This window comes from Actinomyces mediterranea (genome assembly GCF_900155595.1).
GTDB lineage: Bacteria > Actinomycetota > Actinomycetes > Actinomycetales > Actinomycetaceae > Pauljensenia > Pauljensenia mediterranea.
Genome location: NZ_FTPB01000004.1, coordinates 511,943 through 530,325, shown reverse-complemented (window position 1 = coordinate 530,325; position 18,383 = coordinate 511,943). Strand labels below are relative to the sequence as shown.

The 18,383-nt window shown below is 61.5% G+C and carries 11 protein-coding genes and 3 rRNA genes; 11 read left to right on the top strand and 3 right to left on the bottom strand.

All coding sequences use genetic code 11. The features are described from left to right. Positions 1 to 136: 136 nt before the first annotated feature. Positions 137 to 1,582, bottom strand: coding sequence for an alanine/glycine:cation symporter family protein (locus tag BQ7471_RS06445; RefSeq protein ID WP_076465056.1), 1,446 nt, complete (start codon positions 1,580 to 1,582; stop codon positions 137 to 139). Positions 1,583 to 1,694: 112 nt separating this feature from the next. Continuing rightward, positions 1,695 to 2,000, bottom strand: coding sequence for a metal-sensitive transcriptional regulator (locus tag BQ7471_RS06440; protein ID WP_235821249.1), 306 nt, complete (start codon positions 1,998 to 2,000; stop codon positions 1,695 to 1,697). A gap of 96 nt (positions 2,001 to 2,096) precedes the next feature. On the opposite strand from BQ7471_RS06440, the gene BQ7471_RS06435 reads away from it, so the two are divergent. The 4 genes from BQ7471_RS06435 to rrf all read left to right on the top strand — a co-directional run bounded on the left by BQ7471_RS06435 (position 2,097) and on the right by rrf (position 9,897). Further along, complete coding sequence (locus BQ7471_RS06435) at positions 2,097 to 3,800, top strand: FAD-dependent oxidoreductase (protein WP_076465054.1); 1,704 nt, start codon at positions 2,097 to 2,099, stop codon at positions 3,798 to 3,800. Between the two features lie 762 nt (positions 3,801 to 4,562). Further along, a 16S ribosomal RNA gene (locus BQ7471_RS06425) occupies positions 4,563 to 6,111 on the top strand. Positions 6,112 to 6,465: 354 nt separating this feature from the next. Further along, positions 6,466 to 9,608: ribosomal RNA gene (locus BQ7471_RS06420) — 23S ribosomal RNA — on the top strand. Positions 9,609 to 9,778: 170 nt separating this feature from the next. Continuing rightward, positions 9,779 to 9,897, top strand: a 5S ribosomal RNA gene (gene rrf, locus BQ7471_RS06415). The 16S, 23S and 5S rRNA genes sit together here, the layout of an rRNA operon. A 492-nt stretch (positions 9,898 to 10,389) precedes the next feature. On the opposite strand, the gene BQ7471_RS11655 is transcribed toward rrf, so the two are convergent. Further along, positions 10,390 to 10,680 carry a hypothetical protein gene (locus tag BQ7471_RS11655; protein WP_235821248.1) on the bottom strand — a complete coding sequence of 97 codons (291 nt, stop codon included), beginning with the start codon at positions 10,678 to 10,680 and terminating at the stop codon, positions 10,390 to 10,392. Positions 10,681 to 10,779: 99 nt separating this feature from the next. On the opposite strand from BQ7471_RS11655, the gene BQ7471_RS06405 reads away from it, so the two are divergent. Genes BQ7471_RS06405 through BQ7471_RS06380 form a run of 7 tightly spaced genes read left to right on the top strand, consistent with a single transcriptional unit; the run spans position 10,780 to position 18,308 of the window. Continuing rightward, positions 10,780 to 12,687: an HAD-IIA family hydrolase gene (locus tag BQ7471_RS06405; RefSeq protein ID WP_235821247.1), complete on the top strand. Its 1,908-nt coding sequence runs from the start codon at positions 10,780 to 10,782 to the stop codon at positions 12,685 to 12,687. After that, positions 12,680 to 12,856: a hypothetical protein gene (locus BQ7471_RS11350; RefSeq protein ID WP_159438525.1), complete on the top strand. Its 177-nt coding sequence runs from the start codon at positions 12,680 to 12,682 to the stop codon at positions 12,854 to 12,856. The genes BQ7471_RS06405 and BQ7471_RS11350 overlap by 8 nt, the downstream gene beginning before the upstream one ends. Further along, positions 12,853 to 13,674: a TlyA family RNA methyltransferase gene (locus tag BQ7471_RS06400; RefSeq protein WP_076465048.1), complete on the top strand. Its 822-nt coding sequence runs from the start codon at positions 12,853 to 12,855 to the stop codon at positions 13,672 to 13,674. Before BQ7471_RS11350 ends, BQ7471_RS06400 begins: the two co-directional genes overlap by 4 nt. 9 nt (positions 13,675 to 13,683) lie before the next feature. Beyond that, the gene (locus BQ7471_RS06395) at positions 13,684 to 14,532 is read left to right on the top strand and encodes an NAD kinase (RefSeq protein WP_205408266.1); all 849 of its coding nucleotides are present in this window, start codon (positions 13,684 to 13,686) and stop codon (positions 14,530 to 14,532) included. Continuing rightward, complete coding sequence (gene recN, locus BQ7471_RS06390; protein WP_076465047.1) at positions 14,529 to 16,199, top strand: DNA repair protein RecN; 1,671 nt, start codon at positions 14,529 to 14,531, stop codon at positions 16,197 to 16,199. Before BQ7471_RS06395 ends, recN begins: the two co-directional genes overlap by 4 nt. Next, positions 16,196 to 17,380, top strand: coding sequence for a putative cytokinetic ring protein SteA (gene steA, locus BQ7471_RS06385; protein WP_076465045.1), 1,185 nt, complete (start codon positions 16,196 to 16,198; stop codon positions 17,378 to 17,380). The genes recN and steA overlap by 4 nt, the downstream gene beginning before the upstream one ends. A 13-nt stretch (positions 17,381 to 17,393) precedes the next feature. After that, positions 17,394 to 18,308 carry a copper transporter gene (locus BQ7471_RS06380; protein ID WP_076465044.1) on the top strand — a complete coding sequence of 305 codons (915 nt, stop codon included), beginning with the start codon at positions 17,394 to 17,396 and terminating at the stop codon, positions 18,306 to 18,308. Positions 18,309 to 18,383 lie beyond the last annotated feature (75 nt).

The following is an 18,383-nucleotide window of genomic DNA, read 5'->3' as shown; positions in this document are numbered from 1 at the left end:
TCGTCGTCATGGGTTCGGTACCAGTATCGCGTCAAGGCGTCCTCGTGTGTACCCCCCGATGACATGAGACGGCCCCGCCCTCGCGTATCAGCGAGAGCGGGGCCGCGTAGGTGATGGCCTATAGCGAGTCAGAGCTTCACCGCCAGTAGTCGAGTGTGTCGGTGATTCCAATCGTTGACGCCTTGAACACGGGGTTCTTCCCAGCGGCACGCTGCGCCTGGTAGTCCTTCATGCAGTCGAGGGCCTTCTTGCCGAGGATCAGGATGACGGGCAGGTTGATGAGCGCCATGAGGCCCATGAGGAGGTCACCGAGATTCCACGCGAGCGAGAACTCCATGAGCGCCCCGAAGAATACGATGAGTGCGGCCGCCGAGCGGAATATCTGCAGCGCCCAGATCGGCGTGAGACGATCCTGCCCGACAAGGAAGCGCAGATTCACCTCGGCGTAGTAGAAGTTGCCGATGAGGGTCGTGAATGCGAAGAGCATGAGCGCGAACGTCGTGAACGGCACGGCGAAGCCGCCCAGAGTACTCGCCATCGCCTGAGTGACGAGTGGGGCGCCCTTGAGGTCCTCGCCGCCGTTGACGCCGGAGGCGAGAATCGTGAAGGCCGTAATGGTACAGATGATCATCGTGTCGATGAACACCGACAGCATCTGCACGAGGCCCTGTTTGGCGGGATGGGAGACGGACGCTGTCGCAGCGGCGTTCGGCGCCGAACCGACGCCGGCCTCGTTGGAGTAGAGGCCGCGCCTGATCCCGTACATCATCGCCGAACCGGCGAATCCGCCGAAGATCGCTTCGAAGTCGAAGGCGCCGTTGAAGACGGCGGCGAAGATGGCGGGGATGTTCCGCCAGTTGACTGCGATGATGACGAGGCTGATGGCGAGGTAGATCGTCGCCATGATCGGAACGAGGAGGCCCGCGACGGCCGTGAGACGGCGGGTGCCACCGAAAATGGAGACGGCCATCGCGATGGCGAGAATGGCGCCGATGACATGGGGCGTCCAGGAATCCGAATACCAGGAGTAGACGGTGAATGCGTCCGAGACGTTGAAGGCGGCGAGCAGATTGAAACCGACCATGTACGTGACGATGAGGGTCACGGAGAAGATGACCGCCAGCCAGCGCCGCTTGAGGGCGAACTGAATGTAGTAGGCGGGACCACCGATGGAGTGGTCGTCCGTGCCGTGACCGCGCCTCTTGTAGATCTGGGCGAGCGTCGATTCGATGAATGCGGATGCGCCGCCCAGCGTTGCAATGACCCACATCCAGAAGACCGACCCCGCTCCTCCCAACGCGATTGCGGTGCCGACGCCCGCAATATTGCCCACGCCCACTCGCGAGGCGGTCGATACCATGAGTGCGCGGAAGGAGGAAATCTCCCCCTCCTTGTCCGGGGGTTCGACGACGACGCGAACGGCCTCAGTGAACATCCGCAGGGGCAGTGCCTTCGTGCGGATGAAGAAGTAAAGTCCGGTTCCGATGAGGAGGGCGATGAGGATGTAGCCGTAGAGAGCCTCGTTGAGGATCCGGAGCCACTCATTGACGGTCTGAGTCACGGTCTGAGGTTCAGGGGACATAAACGAAGCCTTGCCTGATCATGGGAGTCCTGCGTGTCGTGCAGCTGCTGATAGGTGTAGCCTATGGGAAGGGTCAAGGAATAGTCACGCCCGTCTTAATCACAGTTCTTGCTTAGGACAGAGAGAGGAAAAGCTTCTCCAGTTCCTTGATCTGCGTCTCTGAATCGTGGTCAGTGAGGCATTCACGCATGGCGGTCGAGATGATGGTAAACCCTGCGCGCTGAATAGCTGAGTTTGCAGCGGAGAGTTGAGTGACGATGTCTCGGCAGTCCGCTCCCGCTTCAACGGCTCGGATGACTGCGTCGAGCTGTCCGCGTGCGCGGCGCAGACGATTCAGGGTCTTCTTGTGCGCTTCCTCTTTCGTCTTCGTGCTGAGAGGTTCGACAGGGACAGCGGGGGCGGGGATGAAATCGTTCACCAGGTCACGTCTTTTCTTATAGTCCTAGGTTCGTCTTAATCATACCCCTGGGGGTATGATCGGATCAATTGAACATCCCTCGTATGGAGAATACGTATGAACATCATCATCGTCGGAGGTGTCGCCGCCGGAATGAGCTGCGCGGCGCGTCTGCGCAGGCTCAACGAACAGGCGAACATCATCGTCCTTGAGAAGGGGCGGGACATCTCTGTGGCGTCCTGCGGCCTTCCCTACTACGTTGGCGGAGAAATCGCTGACGAGGCAGCCCTGCGCGTCCAGACCCCGGCTTCAATTTCCGCCTCCCTCAACCTCGACATCCGAGTCGACCATGAAGCGCTCAGCGTTGACGCCGTCAATCGGACGGTTGCTGTGCGCACTCCCGACGGTGATCAGACGCTCTCCTACGATGCGCTCCTCCTCGCCCCCGGCGCGCGCGCCGCAAGGCTTCCCATTCCCGGCATCGACAACCCCGCAGTGCGCAGCCTGCGTACCATTGACGATGCGATCGCAGTGAGGTCCATTGCGCAGCGGGGCGGGCGGGCTGTTGTCATCGGCGCCGGCTTCATCGGTATCGAGGCCGCGGAGAACCTCCACCTCGCGGGCATGGACGTCGCGCTCGTCGAGGGCAGTGACCATGTCCTCCCCCCGGTGGAGGAAGAACTCTCCTCTCTCGTCCGGATCGAATTGGAGCGCCTGGGGATCACTGTCATCGAGAGCGCGCGAGTCAAGGCGATCGACGAGGGCGAAGCCGGAGCGCGAGTCGTCGTCGAGGGCATAGAGCCGCTCGATGCAGATCTCGTCCTCGTTGCCATCGGTGCCCGTGCACGTACCGAGCTCGCCGAATCCGCGGGGCTTGACCTCGTCAATGGCGCCATTGGCGTCAACGAATTCGGTCGTACCTCCGCACCGCGGATCTGGGCCGCAGGAGACGCCGTCGCTTCGACGATCTTCGCCACCGGGGCGCGCCGTCCCGTCGCCCTCGCGGGCCCGGCGAGCCGAGCGGGCCGCCGCATTGCCGATGACATTATCCGCGTCTTGTCAGAATCCGGGGTTTCAACGCCCGATTCCGCGCGCGCCTTCCCCCGTCCGATCGCCTCTCCTCTCGGCACATCCATTGTGAGGGTCGGCGACCTCGAGGTCGCAATGACGGGCGTCAACGCCCGTGAGCTCCGAGCGGCAGACAAGGACTTCACCACCTTGCACGTCCATCATGCGCAGCACGTCGGCTACTTCCCCGGGGCATCGACAATCGCACTGCTCGCCCATATCGACTCCGACGGACGCCTCCTCGGCGCTCAAGCAGTCGGCGAGGAAGGGGTCGCCAGGCGCATTGACGTTCTCGCCACAGCCATCCGTGCGGGGATGACGGTGGAACAGCTCGTGGACCTCGACCTCGCCTATGCGCCTCCATTCGGCGCCCCGAAGGATCCTGTCAATATGCTCGGCATGGTCGGCGAGAATGTGCGCGATTCTCAGGTGGTCCTTTGGTATCCATGGGATCTGGAAGCCATCCGCGCTACTCACCTCATCCTCGATGTGCGCCAGCCCCGTGAAGTCGCCCAGGATCCCACTATCCCCGGAGCTCTCGCGATTCCCCATACACAGTTGCGCGTCCGTATGGATGAGGTTCGCGACGCCGCCGACGGACGTCCCATCGCGGTCCACTGCCGCTCCGGAGTCCGCTCCTACCTGGCGGCTCGGATGCTTGAAGACGCCGGTTACACCGCCATCTCACTGTCAGGCGGAATGCTCACCCTTGAGGCGTGGGCGATTCGCCATCCCGGACTCATCGACTCCTGACAGCTCTTCCCTATCATCCACACCACCCCGACGAAAGAAGAACACTTATGTGCCGTCCAGTCACCTGCTCTGTCTGCGGAAAGACCACCTGGGCCGGATGCGGCCAACACATCGACTTGGTCAAGGCCCAAGTGCCCGCCTCCCAGTGGTGTCCCGGTAAGCACACTGCCGAGGAGATCGCCCAAGCGAGGGCGAAGAGCGGCGGAAGCGGTTTCGGAAAGCTCTTTGGCTGGATGTCGAAGTAAACGAGCTGAACCTTACTCGGCGGCTCCATGACGAGTCCCTGACCCGGTTTGCGATGTGGTGCTGGACACCCCTTAATGCGGGGGTGTCCAGCACCACTTTTGCTATCAACTGCTGCGGATTCGCCGTCAGTTTTCCTCCGGATGCATTGTTCATACGTCACATCAGATTCTTCCTATGAATGTGTGATAGACGATGTTCGACGGGCATGTGTGTGGTGGAGGTTACGTGGTGTGGGTTTGACGGTGTGGGGGGTGGTGGGTATTGTTTTGGTTTGTCGCTGTGGCCTGTTGTGGTTGTGGTGGTGTGCCTGGCTCTTGTGGTTGCTGCTTGTTGTGGGTGGTGGCTGGGGGTGTGGGGTGTTGTTTGTGAACTCGATAGTGTGTTGTTTGTTTGTTTTTGTTTTGCCTGTTTTTTGTTTTTGAGTTGTTTTTTGGTTGGGATTGCCTGGTTGTTGTGGCTGCTGCTTGCGTGTGTGTGGGTGGTGGTTGTGGTGGTTGGGTGTTTCTGGATTGTTTTTGTTCGGAGAGTTTGATCCTGGCTCAGGACGAACGCTGGCGGCGTGCTTAACACATGCAAGTCGAACGGGCCTGCTCTGGTTTTTCTGGGGTGGGTGAGTGGCGAACGGGTGAGTAACACGTGAGTAACCTGCCCTCTTCTTGGGGATAACGGTCTGAAAGGGCTGCTAATACCGGATGTTCACTGTCTGTCGCATGGTGGGTGGTGGAAAGAGGCACTGTTGTGGTGTTTTGGTGGGGGATGGGCTCGCGGCTTATCAGCTTGTTGGTGGGGTGATGGCTTACCAAGGCTTTGACGGGTAGCCGGCCTGAGAGGGTGACCGGTCACATTGGGACTGAGATACGGCCCAGACTCCTGCGGGAGGCAGCAGTGGGGAATTTTGCACAATGGACGGAAGTCTGATGCAGCGACGCCGCGTGAGGGATGGAGGCCTTCGGGTTGTAAACCTTTGTTGCCCTTGACCAAGGTGATACGTGGGTATTGTTGAGGGTAGGGGGTGAGGAAGCGCCGGCTAACTACGTGCCAGCAGCCGCGGTAATACGTAGGGCGCGAGCGTTGTCCGGAATTATTGGGCGTAAAGGGCTTGTAGGCGGTTGATTGCGTCTGCCGTGAAATCCTCTGGCTTAACTGGGGGCGTGCGGTGGGTACGGGTTGGCTTGAGTGCGGTAGGGGAGGCTGGAATTCCTGGTGTAGCGGTGGAATGCGCAGATATCAGGAGGAACACCGGTGGCGAAGGCGGGTCTCTGGGCCGTTACTGACGCTGAGGAGCGAAAGCGTGGGGAGCGAACAGGATTAGATACCCTGGTAGTCCATGCTGTAAACGTTGGGCACTAGGTGTGGGGGCCACCCGTGGTTTCTGCGCCGTAGCTAACGCTTTAAGTGCCCCGCCTGGGGAGTACGGCCGCAAGGCTAAAACTCAAAGGAATTGACGGGGGCCCGCACAAGCGGCGGAGCATGCGGATTAATTCGATGCAACGCGAAGAACCTTACCAAGGCTTGACATGCGCCCAGAGCCTTCAGAGATGGGGGTGCTTTTGGTTGGGGGTGTGCAGGTGGTGCATGGTTGTCGTCAGCTCGTGTCGTGAGATGTTGGGTTAAGTCCCGCAACGAGCGCAACCCTTGCCCTATGTTGCCAGCGCGTTGTGGTGGGGACTCGTGGGGGACTGCCGGGGTTAACTCGGAGGAAGGTGGGGATGACGTCAAATCATCATGCCCCTTATGTCTTGGGCTTCACGCATGCTACAATGGCTGGTACAGAGGGTTGCGATACTGTGAGGTGGAGCGAATCCCTTAAAGCTGGTCTCAGTTCGGATCGGAGTCTGCAACTCGACTTCGTGAAGGTGGAGTCGCTAGTAATCGCAGATCAGCAGTGCTGCGGTGAATACGTTCTCGGGCCTTGTACACACCGCCCGTCACGTCACGAAAGTTGGTAACGCCCGAAGCTCATGGCCTAACCGTGTGGGGGGAGTGGGTGACGGTGGGATTGGCGATTGGGACGAAGTCGTAACAAGGTAGCCGTACCGGAAGGTGCGGCTGGATCACCTCCTTTCTAGGGAGCTCCTGTTTGTGTGCTGCTTTGCATTATGCGCGCGTGTGGTGTGTGTGGTGTGGGTGGTGGGTGTCTGCTGTGGTGTGGCCTGTTGTGGGTTGCGGGTGGGCATCGTGTGGGGTTGGGTAGGGCAAGGGCGAGCGGGTGGCATGCTGTCGGGTTCACGTTCAACACCGTGTGGGCGTGGCTGTGCGCGTGGCTGTGGTTGGCTGTGGTCGTTGGTGGCTGTGGTTGGTTGTGGTTGTGTGTGTGGTGTGGCTGGCTGCTGTGGGCTCCTTGGTGGGGTGTGTGGTGGTGTGGTGGGTTGTTTGTTTTTTGTATAGTGGTTGTGAGCATCTTTTTTGTTTGTGGTTTTGTTTAGTTGTGGTGGGCATTCGGTGGATGCCTTGGTATCAAGAGCTGATGAAGGACGTTGTGGCCTGCGATATGCCTCGGGGAGTTGGCGAGCGAGCGGTGATCCGAGGGTGTCCGAATGGGGGAACCTAGCCAGGGTTGTGCTTGGTTACTATCATCTGAACGTGTATAGGGTGGTAGGGGGAACGCGGGGAAGTGAAACATCTTAGTACCCGTAGGAAAAGATATTCTGTGAGTAGTGGCGAGCGAAAGCGGATGGTGGCTAAACCGTGTGTGTGTGATACTCGGCAGGGGTTGCATGTGCGGTGTTGTGGGGCTCGATCGTTTCTCTTCTGCCGGGGGGTGGCTGGTGTGTGTTGTGGGAGTTGAACCATTTGGGATGGTGGACCGTAGTGCGTGAGAGTCGCGTAGATGGACTGTGGCATATGCTGGTGGGTTGGGTGCCCGAGTAGTGCGGGGCTCGTGGAATCTCGTGTGAATCTGCCAGGACCACCTGGTAAGCCTGAATACTTCTTGATGACCGATAGTGCAGAGTACCGTGAGGGAATGGTGAAAAGTACCCCGGGAGGGGAGTGAAATAGTACCTGAAACCGGATGCTTGTAAGCCGTCAGAGCCTTATGTGGGTGATGGCGTGCCTTTTGAAGAATGAGCCTGCGAGTCAGTGATGCGTGGCGTGCTTAACCTGTGTGGGGTATGCGTAGCGAAAGCGAGTCTGAAATTATGGCGTTGGTCGCGTGTTCTGGACCCGAAGCGGGGTGATCTACCCATGGTCAGGTTGAAGCAGTGGTAAGACGTTGTGGAGGACCGAACTCACCAGGGTTGAAAACCTGGGGGATGAATTGTGGGTAGGGGTGAAAGGCCAATCAAACTCCGTGATAGCTGGTTCTCCCCGAAATGCATTTAGGTGCAGCGTTGTGTGGTTCCTGGTGGAGGTAGAGCTACTGGATGGCTGATGGGCCGTGTGGGTTACTGACGTCAGCCAAACTCCGAATGCCGTCAGGGTGGAGCATGGCAGTGAGACGGCGGGGGATAAGCTTCGTCGTCGAGAGGGAAACAGCCCAGATCATCAGCTAAGGCCCCTAAGTGTGCGCTAAGTGGGAAAGGATGTGGAGTCGCGGTGACAACCAGGAGGTTGGCTTAGAAGCAGCCATCCTTGAAAGAGTGCGTAATAGCTCACTGGTCAAGTGGTTTCGCGCCGATAATGTAGCGGGGCTTAAGCGTGCCGCCGAAGCTGTGGCACTCACACATGAAACGCCTGGGCAGCGTAGTTGCCGTGTGGTGGTGTGGGTGGGTAGGGGAGCGTCCTGCATGAGGTGAAGCCTGCTGGTGATGGTGGGTGGATTGTGTGGGAGTGAGAATGCAGGCATGAGTAACGAATTCTGCGGTGGGAATCCGCAGCGCCGATTGACTAAGGGTTCCAGGGCTAGGTTTATCCGCTCTGGGTTAGTCGGGTCCTAAGGCGAGGCCGACAGGCGTAGTCGATGGACAACCAGTTGATATTCTGGTACCGCCTTTTAACCGACAGATACTGAAGCCGTTATGCTAACCGCTTGCCGTCGTTTCCTTGTGGGCTTTCGGGCCTGTGAGGGGCGGGGGTTGTGGGGTCCTGGTGGTGTGTAGGTAAGCGTGTTCAGGGGTGACGCAGGAAGGTAGCTGCCGCGCACCGGTGGTTGTGTGTGTCTAAGGGTGTGGCCCGCTCTTTTGGTAAATCCGGGGGGCGTTGTGGGTGAGGCCTGATGGGGGTGCCCTGTGTGATGGGGTGTCTGGTGGTGATCCTATGCTGTCAAGAAAAGCCTCGACGTGAGGGTGGAAGGCGCCCGTACCCTAAACCGACTCAGGTGGTCAGGTAGAGTATACCGAGGCGTTCGAGTGAATCATGGTTAAGGAACTCGGCAAAATTCCTCCGTAACTTCGGGATAAGGAGGGCCTCCTGCTGTCAAGCGCCGTGTCGTGTGGTAGCGGTGGGGGGTCGCAGAGAAGAGGGAGAAGCGACTGTTTATCAAAAACATAGGTGCGTGCGAAGTCGTAAGACGATGTATACGCACTGACGCCTGCCCGGTGCTGGAAGGTTAAGAGGAATGCTTAACCACGCGCGTGTGTGTGTGGTGACGGTGTGAATTGAAGCCCCAGTAAACGGCGGTGGTAACTATAACCATCCTAAGGTAGCGAAATTCCTTGTCGGGTAAGTTCCGACCTGCACGAATGGCGTAACGACTTCTCCGCTGTCTCGACCGTGAACTCGGTGAAATTGCAGTACGAGTAAAGATGCTCGTTTCGCGCAGAAGGACGGAAAGACCCCGGGACCTTTACTATAGCTTGGTATTGGTGTTCGCTTCAGCTTGTGTAGGATAGGTGGGAGACTGTGAAACTGCGGCGCTAGCTGTGGTGGAGTCGAAAGTTGAAATACCATTCTGGTTGGAGCGGTCACCTTAACCGTGGCCCGTGATCCGGGTTGGGGACAGTGCCTGGTGGGTAGTTTAACTGGGGCGGTTGCCTCCTAAAATGTAACGGAGGCGCTCAAAGGTTCCCTCAGCCTGGTTGGCAATCAGGTGGCGAGTGCAAGTGTACAAGGGAGCTTGACTGTGAGACCGACGGGTCGAGCAGGTGCGAAAGCAGGAACTAGTGATCCGGCCATGGCACGTGGGTGCGTGGTCGCTCAACGGATAAAAGGTACCCCGGGGATAACAGGCTGATCTTGCCCAAGAGTCCATATCGACGGCATGGTTTGGCACCTCGATGTCGGCTCGTCGCATCCTGGGGCTGGAGTTGGTCCCAAGGGTTGGGCTGTTCGCCCATTAAAGCGGTACGCGAGCTGGGTTCAGAACGTCGTGAGACAGTTCGGTCCCTATCCTCTGTGCGCGTAGGAAACTTGAAGGAGGCCCGTCCCTAGTACGAGAGGACCGGGATGGACGAACCTCTGGTGTGCCAGTTGTACCGCCAGGTGCATGGCTGGTTGGCTATGTTCGGAAGGGATAACCGCTGAAAGCATCTAAGCGGGAAGCCTGCTCCAAGATGAGGTTTCCACCACCCCCTCCGGGGGGTGTGAAGGCCCCCAGTAGACCACTGGGTTGATAGGCCAGAGGTGGACGCGCGGTAACGTGTGTGTGAGCCGACTGGTACTAATAGGCCGACACTAAACACCACTCTCACCCCAAGCTTCGGCCGCACGCGGCCGCGCGGGAGTGGGATCAATACACACTGCTTGCAACCACTATACGAAAAACACCCAACCCACCCCCCACCCTTTGTCCGGCACAAACAAGGACAAGAAAAAGGGAAAAGGGGGGGGCGGTATGGACACAATTAGAGACTTGCGGTGGTCATAGCGTCGGGGAAACGCCCAGCACACCTTTTCGAACCTGGAAGCTAAGCCCGACAACGCCGATGGTACTGCACCCCAGGGGGTGTGGGAGAGTAGGACACCGCCGCACCAACACCAAACACACAGGGGCCCCATGCCACACGGCACGGGGCCCCCACCATCACCACCACCCCCACACCACCTGCCGAGTACGCCCAGCAATACACGTATCACACGACAGGTGCATCGCATGGTGGAGGTATCGCGTGACAACTCACGCCCAAGATGATGCAGCAAAGACGCTGTCATCAGTAGGATTGAACCTGGTTGATTCAATCGCGCTACGAGAATAGCGCGGAACAAGATGCACATCGGTGCCGGAATAGAGGAAAACGTCATGGCAGAAGAACACAGGGGCCGATCCCACGAGGGTCGTGGCGGATTCCAGCGGCGCAACAATTGGCGCGATTCGGGCGATCGTTCATGGCGCGGGCGTGATGACCGCGGACGCTCCGACAGGTCTGGCGGCCACCGATCTGATCGCTCGGGTGGATATGACGCCTCTCGATCGCAGTCCGATAGGCGCTCGTATACGGATCGAGGGCAACGCTCCTACGATCGTTCAGATCGGTCGAATTCGCGCGATGATCGTTTCGACGGGGGATATCGTCGGGAGCAGCGCTACAGCCGCTCGGAGGGCAGGCGCGGATACGATCGCGGTCAACGTAATGACGGAGGTTTCAATCGCGACCGCCAGCGTTCGAATTGGCGCGACGACGATCGCAGAAATCGGCGTGATGGCGACTGGAACCGGGACAGCGACCGGCGACGCTCGGACCGGGATGACCGCTCCCAGGGCCGTGGCCAGCGATTCGATCGCAGCGGAGGCCGGGGTCGGGACGACCGCCGTCAAGGGGGCAATGATCGTTTCTCGGGACGCCGGGATGAACGCCGCGGACAGCAGCGATCCGACGACCGCGAATACCAGAACTTCTCGTCGACCGATGAATACGTGTCTCCGAACTCCAATGAACCGACGATCCCGGCGGGCGTATCCGCCGATGAACTCGATGCGCAGGCGACGCGAGCCCTGGCCACCCTGTCCGGCCCGAACAAGGACATCGTCGCCCGGCACTTGGTGATGGCCGGTCAACTCATCGACCTCGACCCGGAAGAGGCATACAAGCACGCTGCCGCAGCCTCTGCGCGTGCCGGCCGCGTTGATGTCGTCCGCGAGGCCACAGCCCTGACCGCCTACGCCTCCGGACGCTATGAAGAAGCTCTCAGGGAAGTGCGCGCGGTGCGCCGTATGCGCGGGGACGATTCACTGCGCGCCGTTGAAGCGGATTGCGAGCGCGGCCTCGGACACCCCGACAAGGCCGTCGATATCATCGACCAGACCCAGACTCAGGGCATGGATCTTGCCGAGCAGGTCGAGCTCGTCCTCGTGTCATCGGGGGCACGGGCCGACCTCGGTCAGAACGAAGTCGGGCTCCTCATCGTCGACGATGCACTCGCGCAACTGCCCGCCGACACCGACGTCGAACTGATCCGCCGACTCATGTTCGTCAAAGTCGACCGCCTACGCGAACTCGGACGCACCGAGGAGGCTGACGAGGTCGACGCACAGATCCCCGACGAAATCGACGATCCCGACATCGTCGACGTGTCGCTCTTCGCCGATGCCGACGTCGATAACAAGCGCACGGCGCTGCGCGGAATGGACACTCCGCTCGTCGAAGCCTTCGACGGGCTGCTCCTCGATCTCGATGGTACGGCCTGGGCGGGCGATGAGCCCCTCGAATACGCCTCAGCGACCGTCCTCGAAGCGCGGGCACAGGGCCTGACAACCGCATTCGTCACCAACAATGCGATGCGAACCCCGCAGATGGTGGCGGACAAGCTCAACACCATGGGATTCGAAGCGGATGCGTCGATGATCATGACCTCGGCGATGGACGTCATCGCCATCATGAAGGAGAACATTGACGACGGCTCGAAAGTCTTCGTGATCGGCGGCGCAGGCCTTCATGAGGCGCTCACCGACGCCGGATACACCATCGTCGGTTCTGCGGACGATGAGCCCGTCGCAGTGGTCCAAGGCCTGGATAAGGACGTCAACTGGACGCTGCTGACCGAGGGTGCATATGCGATCCAACGCGGCGCACAGTTCTTCGCGACGAACCTGGATGCGACGCTTCCGCAGGAACGCGGTTTCGCACTCGGCAATGGCGCGCTTGTCCGCGCGATACAGCACGCGACGCACAAGCGCCCAGTCGCGGCGGGCAAACCCGAGCCGGGGATCTACTTGCGGGGCGCGCAACTCGTCGGCTCTGAGAACCCCATCGCTATTGGCGACCGGCTTGAGACTGACATCATGGGCGCAGTCGCCGCTGGAATCCCCTCAATGCACGTCCTCACCGGAGTCCACGGGGCCCGCGACATCATCATCGCGCCGCGCGGCCAGCGCCCGAGCTTCCTCGCCCTCGACATGCGTGGACTCCTCGAGGCCCACCCCTATGCGAAGCATCACCGCGACGGCACATGGACCTGCGGCACATCACAGGTTGCGAAGGTGACCCGATTCGGAGTCCTGAGCCTCGACGGGGTCGAACTCACCGAGGATGTCACCGTGACGCTCGACTCCTATCGCGCTCTCGCGGCGGCGGCGTGGGAATACGCCGATGACAAGGGAGCCGCGCCGAAGTGCCCGGTCATCACCGTTGTTGACAACGAGAACGAGGCCGGGATCGTTTTCGAACCCGAAGAGGGGGCATTCAACGAGGACGACGCCGAACTCGGCGCGCAGGCCGACGAACTCGATGAGGCGCTCGACACTCCGGCATTCCTGCCCGGCGAAGAGGAACTCGAGAGGCTGCTCGACGAGACGGCTGGACTCGAATCCGACGACGATGAGTGACATTCTCCCCGGCCCCCTTCCCTGCGAGCAGGGGAGTCGGGCGCCCCTCATCGACGTCGATGCTCGCCTTGTCGACTTCGAGAAGGCGCCCATCGACGCCAAGATCGAGATCCTCCGCGATATCGATGAGGCGCTGCGCGAGGGCCTCGCACTGTCGGTGCACGAATGAAGCTGCGACGAATTGACTCTGAACTGGTGCGCCGCGGGCTCGCGCGTTCGCGTACGCACGCCCAAGAGATGATCACCGCCGGGCGCGTCGCCCTCGACGGCCAGGTGGTTACTAAGCCCGCCCGCCAGATGAATCCCGCACAGGCGATCGTCATTTCGGACGTGCCCGCCGACGACTACGTGTCGCGTGGAGCCCATAAGCTCGCAGGGGCCCTCGATGCGCTCGGCGCCGACGGGCCGATCATCGAGGGACGTCGTTGCCTCGACGCCGGGGCTTCGACGGGTGGATTCACGGATGTGCTCCTGCGCCGCGGCGCAGCATCCGTCGTCGCAGTCGACGTCGGCTACGGGCAGCTCGCGTGGAGGCTCCAAGCCGACCCTAGGGTCGAAGTGATGGATCGGACTAATGTGCGCACGATGAAGGCGGGGGGTGTACTTCCGGCGCCGCAGCTGGTCGTCGGGGATATGTCCTTCATCTCCCTCACCCTCGTCATCCCCGCCCTCGTTGCTGTCGCCGAACCCGGCGCCGACTTCCTCCTCATGGTCAAGCCCCAGTTCGAGATAGGCAAAGACCGCCTTGGGCACGGCGGAGTCGTGCGCAATCCCGATCACCACGTCGAGACCATTGAGACGGTTGCCCACTGCGCGCTCGACTGCGGGCTGGCAATCGCAGCCGTCGAGGCGTCGCCCCTGCCAGGCCCGTCCGGGAATGTCGAATACTTCCTGCACATGAGGGCGGGGCATCCGCACGGCATTGCACGAGATGCACTGCATTCGCGTATCGTCGAGGCAGTACAGCGAGGACCTGCCGGGAAGTAGAGTGCGGACATGATTCAACGTGTGATGCTGGTGCGGCACGCTCATCGCCCGGACGCCATCACAGCCGCGTCGGTCGCCCATGATGAGCTCACCGCCCTCGGTATCGACGTCGTCGGAGAGGCGTGCGAGGGAGGCGTCGACTTCGTGCTTGCCACTGGCGGCGACGGCACGATCCTCGCAGCGGCGGCACACGCGCGCCACCACGACGTCCCCCTCCTCGGGGTCAACGTCGGCCACATGGGCTTCCTCGCAGAAGTGAACGCGCAGGGATTCCAGAGTCTCGCACAGCGCATCGCGGAATGCGACTTCACCGTCGATCACCGCATGACGCTCGATATCACGGTCGCATTCCCGGATGGTCGAACCACGGACGACTGGGCCCTCAATGAGGCCGTCGTCATGCACACGGATGTCGCCCACCCGATCCACCTCGCCTTCACCGTCGACGGACAGGACGTATCCACCTACGGTGCCGATGGGATCATCCTTGCAACCCCCACGGGCTCCACCGCCTACAGCTTTTCCGCCGGGGGCCCCGTCGTGTGGCCAGATACGGAGGCGATCGTCGTGGCTCCCCTGGCCGCGCACGGACTCTTCACCCGCCCGCTCGTTGTCGGCCCCTCATCTAGGCTCGACGTCGTCGTATTGGAGGAAGCGCGAGAAGACCCACGGATGTGGTGCGATGGTGCGCGCCAGACGACTCTCGTCGAGGGATCGGTGGTGTCCGTCCGCGTCGGTATGCGCCCGGTGCAATTGGTGCGCCTCGACGATACGCCCTTCTCCGCGAGACTCGTACAGAAATTCAATCTGCCGGTCCGCGGATGGAGGCAGGGCCAGCGCAATTGGCGGCTCCAATGATCTCCTCCATCGAGATCCGCGGACTCGGGGTCATTGATCGGGCGTCGATCGACCTCGGCCCTGGCCTCACCGTTTTCACAGGAGAGACCGGAGCGGGAAAAACGATGGTTCTCACTTCCCTCGGCCTGCTCCTGGGAGGACGGGCGGACCCCGCACTCGTGCGCCAGGGGTATGAGCGCGCAGAAGTCGACGGCGTCTTCACCGTCCCGGATTCCCACCGGCATGCTGCTGAGGAGGCGGGCGCCCTCGTTGAGGACGATGAACTCATCGTGTCGAGAACCGTATCCGCTCAAGGGCGTTCCCGAGCGCACCTGGGTGGGCGAACCGTTCCTGCGGGGACACTTAACGAGATCGTGTCGCCCTTCGTCACCATCCACGGGCAGGCGGATCAGTTCCGACTCACCTCAACGAAGGCTCAGCGCGACCTGCTGGACTCCTATGGGGGCGACGAGCATGCCCGACTCCTCGGAGAATACCGGGATGCCTGGCGTGAAGCAGTCGACATCAAGAAGCGGCTCGACGAAGCGCTGCGCACTGCGGATGAACGGGACAATGAGATCGACGAACTCACTGAGGCGATCGAACAGATTGACCGCTTGGGGACGTATGAGGGCGAGGACGAGGATCTGAGGCTCGAGGCGCGGCGCCTCATGAATGTGGAAGACCTCAGGCGCATCGCGGATACGGCAGTCCGCCTCCTTGAGGGGGACGACGACGAGACGGGGGCGAGCGCCCTCATCCGCCACGCGGCGGAACTCGTGAGTTCAGGGAAGGGCATTGATGAGGAACTGAGTGAATTCGCCGACCGCCTGCACTCTCTCGCCATCGACGCCGATACGCTCATAGATGATGTGCGCTCCTACGGACGGAGCCTCAACGCTGACACCGAGCGCCTTGCAGAGGTGCATGTGCGCCGAGCCGAGCTCAAGAGACTCCTTGACGGGCGCGCGACGGACGCTCAAGGACTCTTGAGGTGGTACGACGCCGCTGTCGCCAGGCGCGACGCGCTTACAGAGCCGGGTGCGGATCCGGACACCATGCGGGCCCGCCTGACACAGGCCCAAGAGGGCGTCCTGGCGGCGGGGGAGCGGCTGACCGCGAGCCGACGACGCCTCGCAGCGGGCCTGTCATCCGCCATTGATGTCGAACTCGGCGCCCTGTCGATGCCCGATGCACATGTTGAAATCGCCGTCGAAGCGTCGAAGCCCTCATCATCGGGCTGCGATGAAGTGTCCGTCCTCCTCAAGCCGCACCCCTCGGCGGCGCCGAGGCCACTGGGGCAGGGGGCTTCGGGCGGTGAACTGTCGCGCATCATGCTCGCCATTGAGGTCGTCCTCTCCGGTTCTGACAGCGCACAGACCTTCGTATTCGATGAGGTGGATGCGGGCATCGGGGGGCGCGCCGCAGTCGAGGTCGGCGCCCGTCTCGCTCGCCTCGCGCAAACCAGACAGGTCATAGTGGTCACCCACCTCGCTCAAGTCGCTTCCTTCGCCACCCGGCATTTCGTCGTCTCGAAAGCAGATGGCGCAACAACTGTGGTGCTCGCGGTAGGACAGGACAGGGAGGCGGAACTCACCCGAATGATGGGTGGAGATTCTCACTTAGCTGCGGCACGCCGTCACGCAATGGAAGTGCTGTCGTCATACGTGCCACAATCACAGGGATGAGTGACGACACCAGCACACGACACGAGGCCGGTACGATGCCCCTGACAGGGCGGATCCGCGTCGACGGGCGCCTGCGGCATCTGACGACCCGACTCGAAGAGGGCGAGATCGCCGTCATCGACGAAGCGGATCTCAACCGCCACGATGCTCACGCGCTCGCCGCGAAGCATCCCCTCGCTGTGCTCAACGCGCAGCCGTCAACGACAGGACGGCATCGCGCGCTCGGCCCGAAGCTCCTCCTCGAAGCGGGGATCGCCGTTATCGACGATCTCGGACAGGACATCATGTCGCTCCGCGAGGGAGATGACGTCACCATCGACGCCGACTCGGTGAGCCGGGACGGCATCGTGGCCGCACAAGGCCACAGGCTCGCCCTCACAGACCTCGACAGGAGTGAGGAAGAGGAGCGCCGGGCGATATCCACCCGAATCGGCTCGTTCGCCGCCTCCATTGACGACTACCTCGCCCAGGACGGACCCCTCGTCCTCGACGGCGTTGGAGCCCCGTCATTCGAGCGCCTCCTCGCGAATAAGACGGCTCTCCTCGTCCTCGACGACAATGCCTCGCGCGATCAGATCAAACGCCTGCGATCGTGGATCAATGATGCGGCACCCGTCATCATCGGCGTCGACGGCGGGGCGGATATCGCATTGAAGGCGAGACTCACGCCCGCCCTCGTCGTCGGTGATATGGACCAGATGAGCGAGTCGGTGCTGCGGCGCGCGAAACAGCGAGTCGTGTGCCAGGGCCACGACGGCATTGCCCCCGGAAAAGAGCGCCTCGATCGGATGGGCCTCGGCTGCGAAGTCATTGAGATGAGCGGAACCGCCCAGGACGCCGCGATCGTCGTCGCGACCCATTCCGACGCCACAGCGATCGTCACCGTCGGTGCTCGTGAGGGACTCAATGAATTCGTCGACAGGGGACGCTCCTCGATGTCGCCGTCATTCTTCTCCCGGCTCGTTGCGGGGGAGAGGCTCATTGCGGCGCCCGCCGTCTGGTCGACGCATCGCCCGCGAATCTCCTCCCTGTGGATGATCCTCTTCGCGCTCGTCGTCGTCTGTTCGATGATCGCGGGGCTGTGGGCGACGCCGTGGGGCAACGACCTGCTGTCGTCATGGGGATCGTGGGTCGTCGGCCTCGTCACCGATCCGTCCGTCGCTGAATCCGAATCTGCATAAGGAGACACTGCACATGATGAACTTCCGCTACCACCTCGTCTCCCTCATCGCAGTTTTTGCGGCGCTCGCCATCGGCGTGGTGCTCGGAGCGGGCCCCCTGCAGACGAGGCTTGCCTCGTCATTGGCGCCCCAGACTCCTTCTGCGACCGTGTCCGCACAGGACCTCACTGACGTCCGTAAGGCTGCCGACGTTGAGGCAGCGGGCCTGAGGGCCCTCGCACAGTCGGTCCTTCCGGGGACGCTCTCCGGAGTCGCCGTAACGACCATTGCGCTTCCGGGCGTTTCCGCCGACGATGTGAAGGCCGTGAGGGACATGCTGACCCTTGCAGATGCGACGCTCGTGGGCTCCGCGTCATTGACCGACAACTGGGAGATGATGTCCATGTCCCAGTACAGGCAGACACTTGCGACTCCGCTTGCGACCCACATGAGTCAGCTGCCGACCGATGCGACGGATGACGCGGTCATCGGCTACGCCATTGTCGAGGTGTTGACGACGACGGGTTCGCAGGCCGACCTCGTCAAAGAGATTCTCACCGACGAATCCACTCCGATTATGACGATCGATGAGGATCCCGCCGGGGCGACGCAGGCGATCGTCGTCATCGGAGCCCGCAGTGGCCAAGCATCGAGCGGAGCCAACGGCGCGCAATCGGATACCCGCCTGACAGCGAATGAGGCGTGGTTGGGCTTGGCGCGCGCCATCACATCCGCCCCGCGCGCCGGGGTCATTCTCGCCGACGCCTCTCAAGACGGTTCCATGGCGAGCGTCATCCGCTCCTCCCACGTCGCAGTGACCACTGTTGACAGTCCCGGAACGACGCTGGGCGCACTTAATGTCGCTCGGGCGCTGCCGGATGCGTCGAGCGTGGAACGCGCCTACGGCGTCGGCGGGGGAGCGGACTCCGTATTGGCGGATCCTTCCTGACCCCTGGTCGAAGGGCTGCGCCCGCCGGACCATTCATCGTCGCCGCGACGACGTCCCATAACCTGAAGGATGATG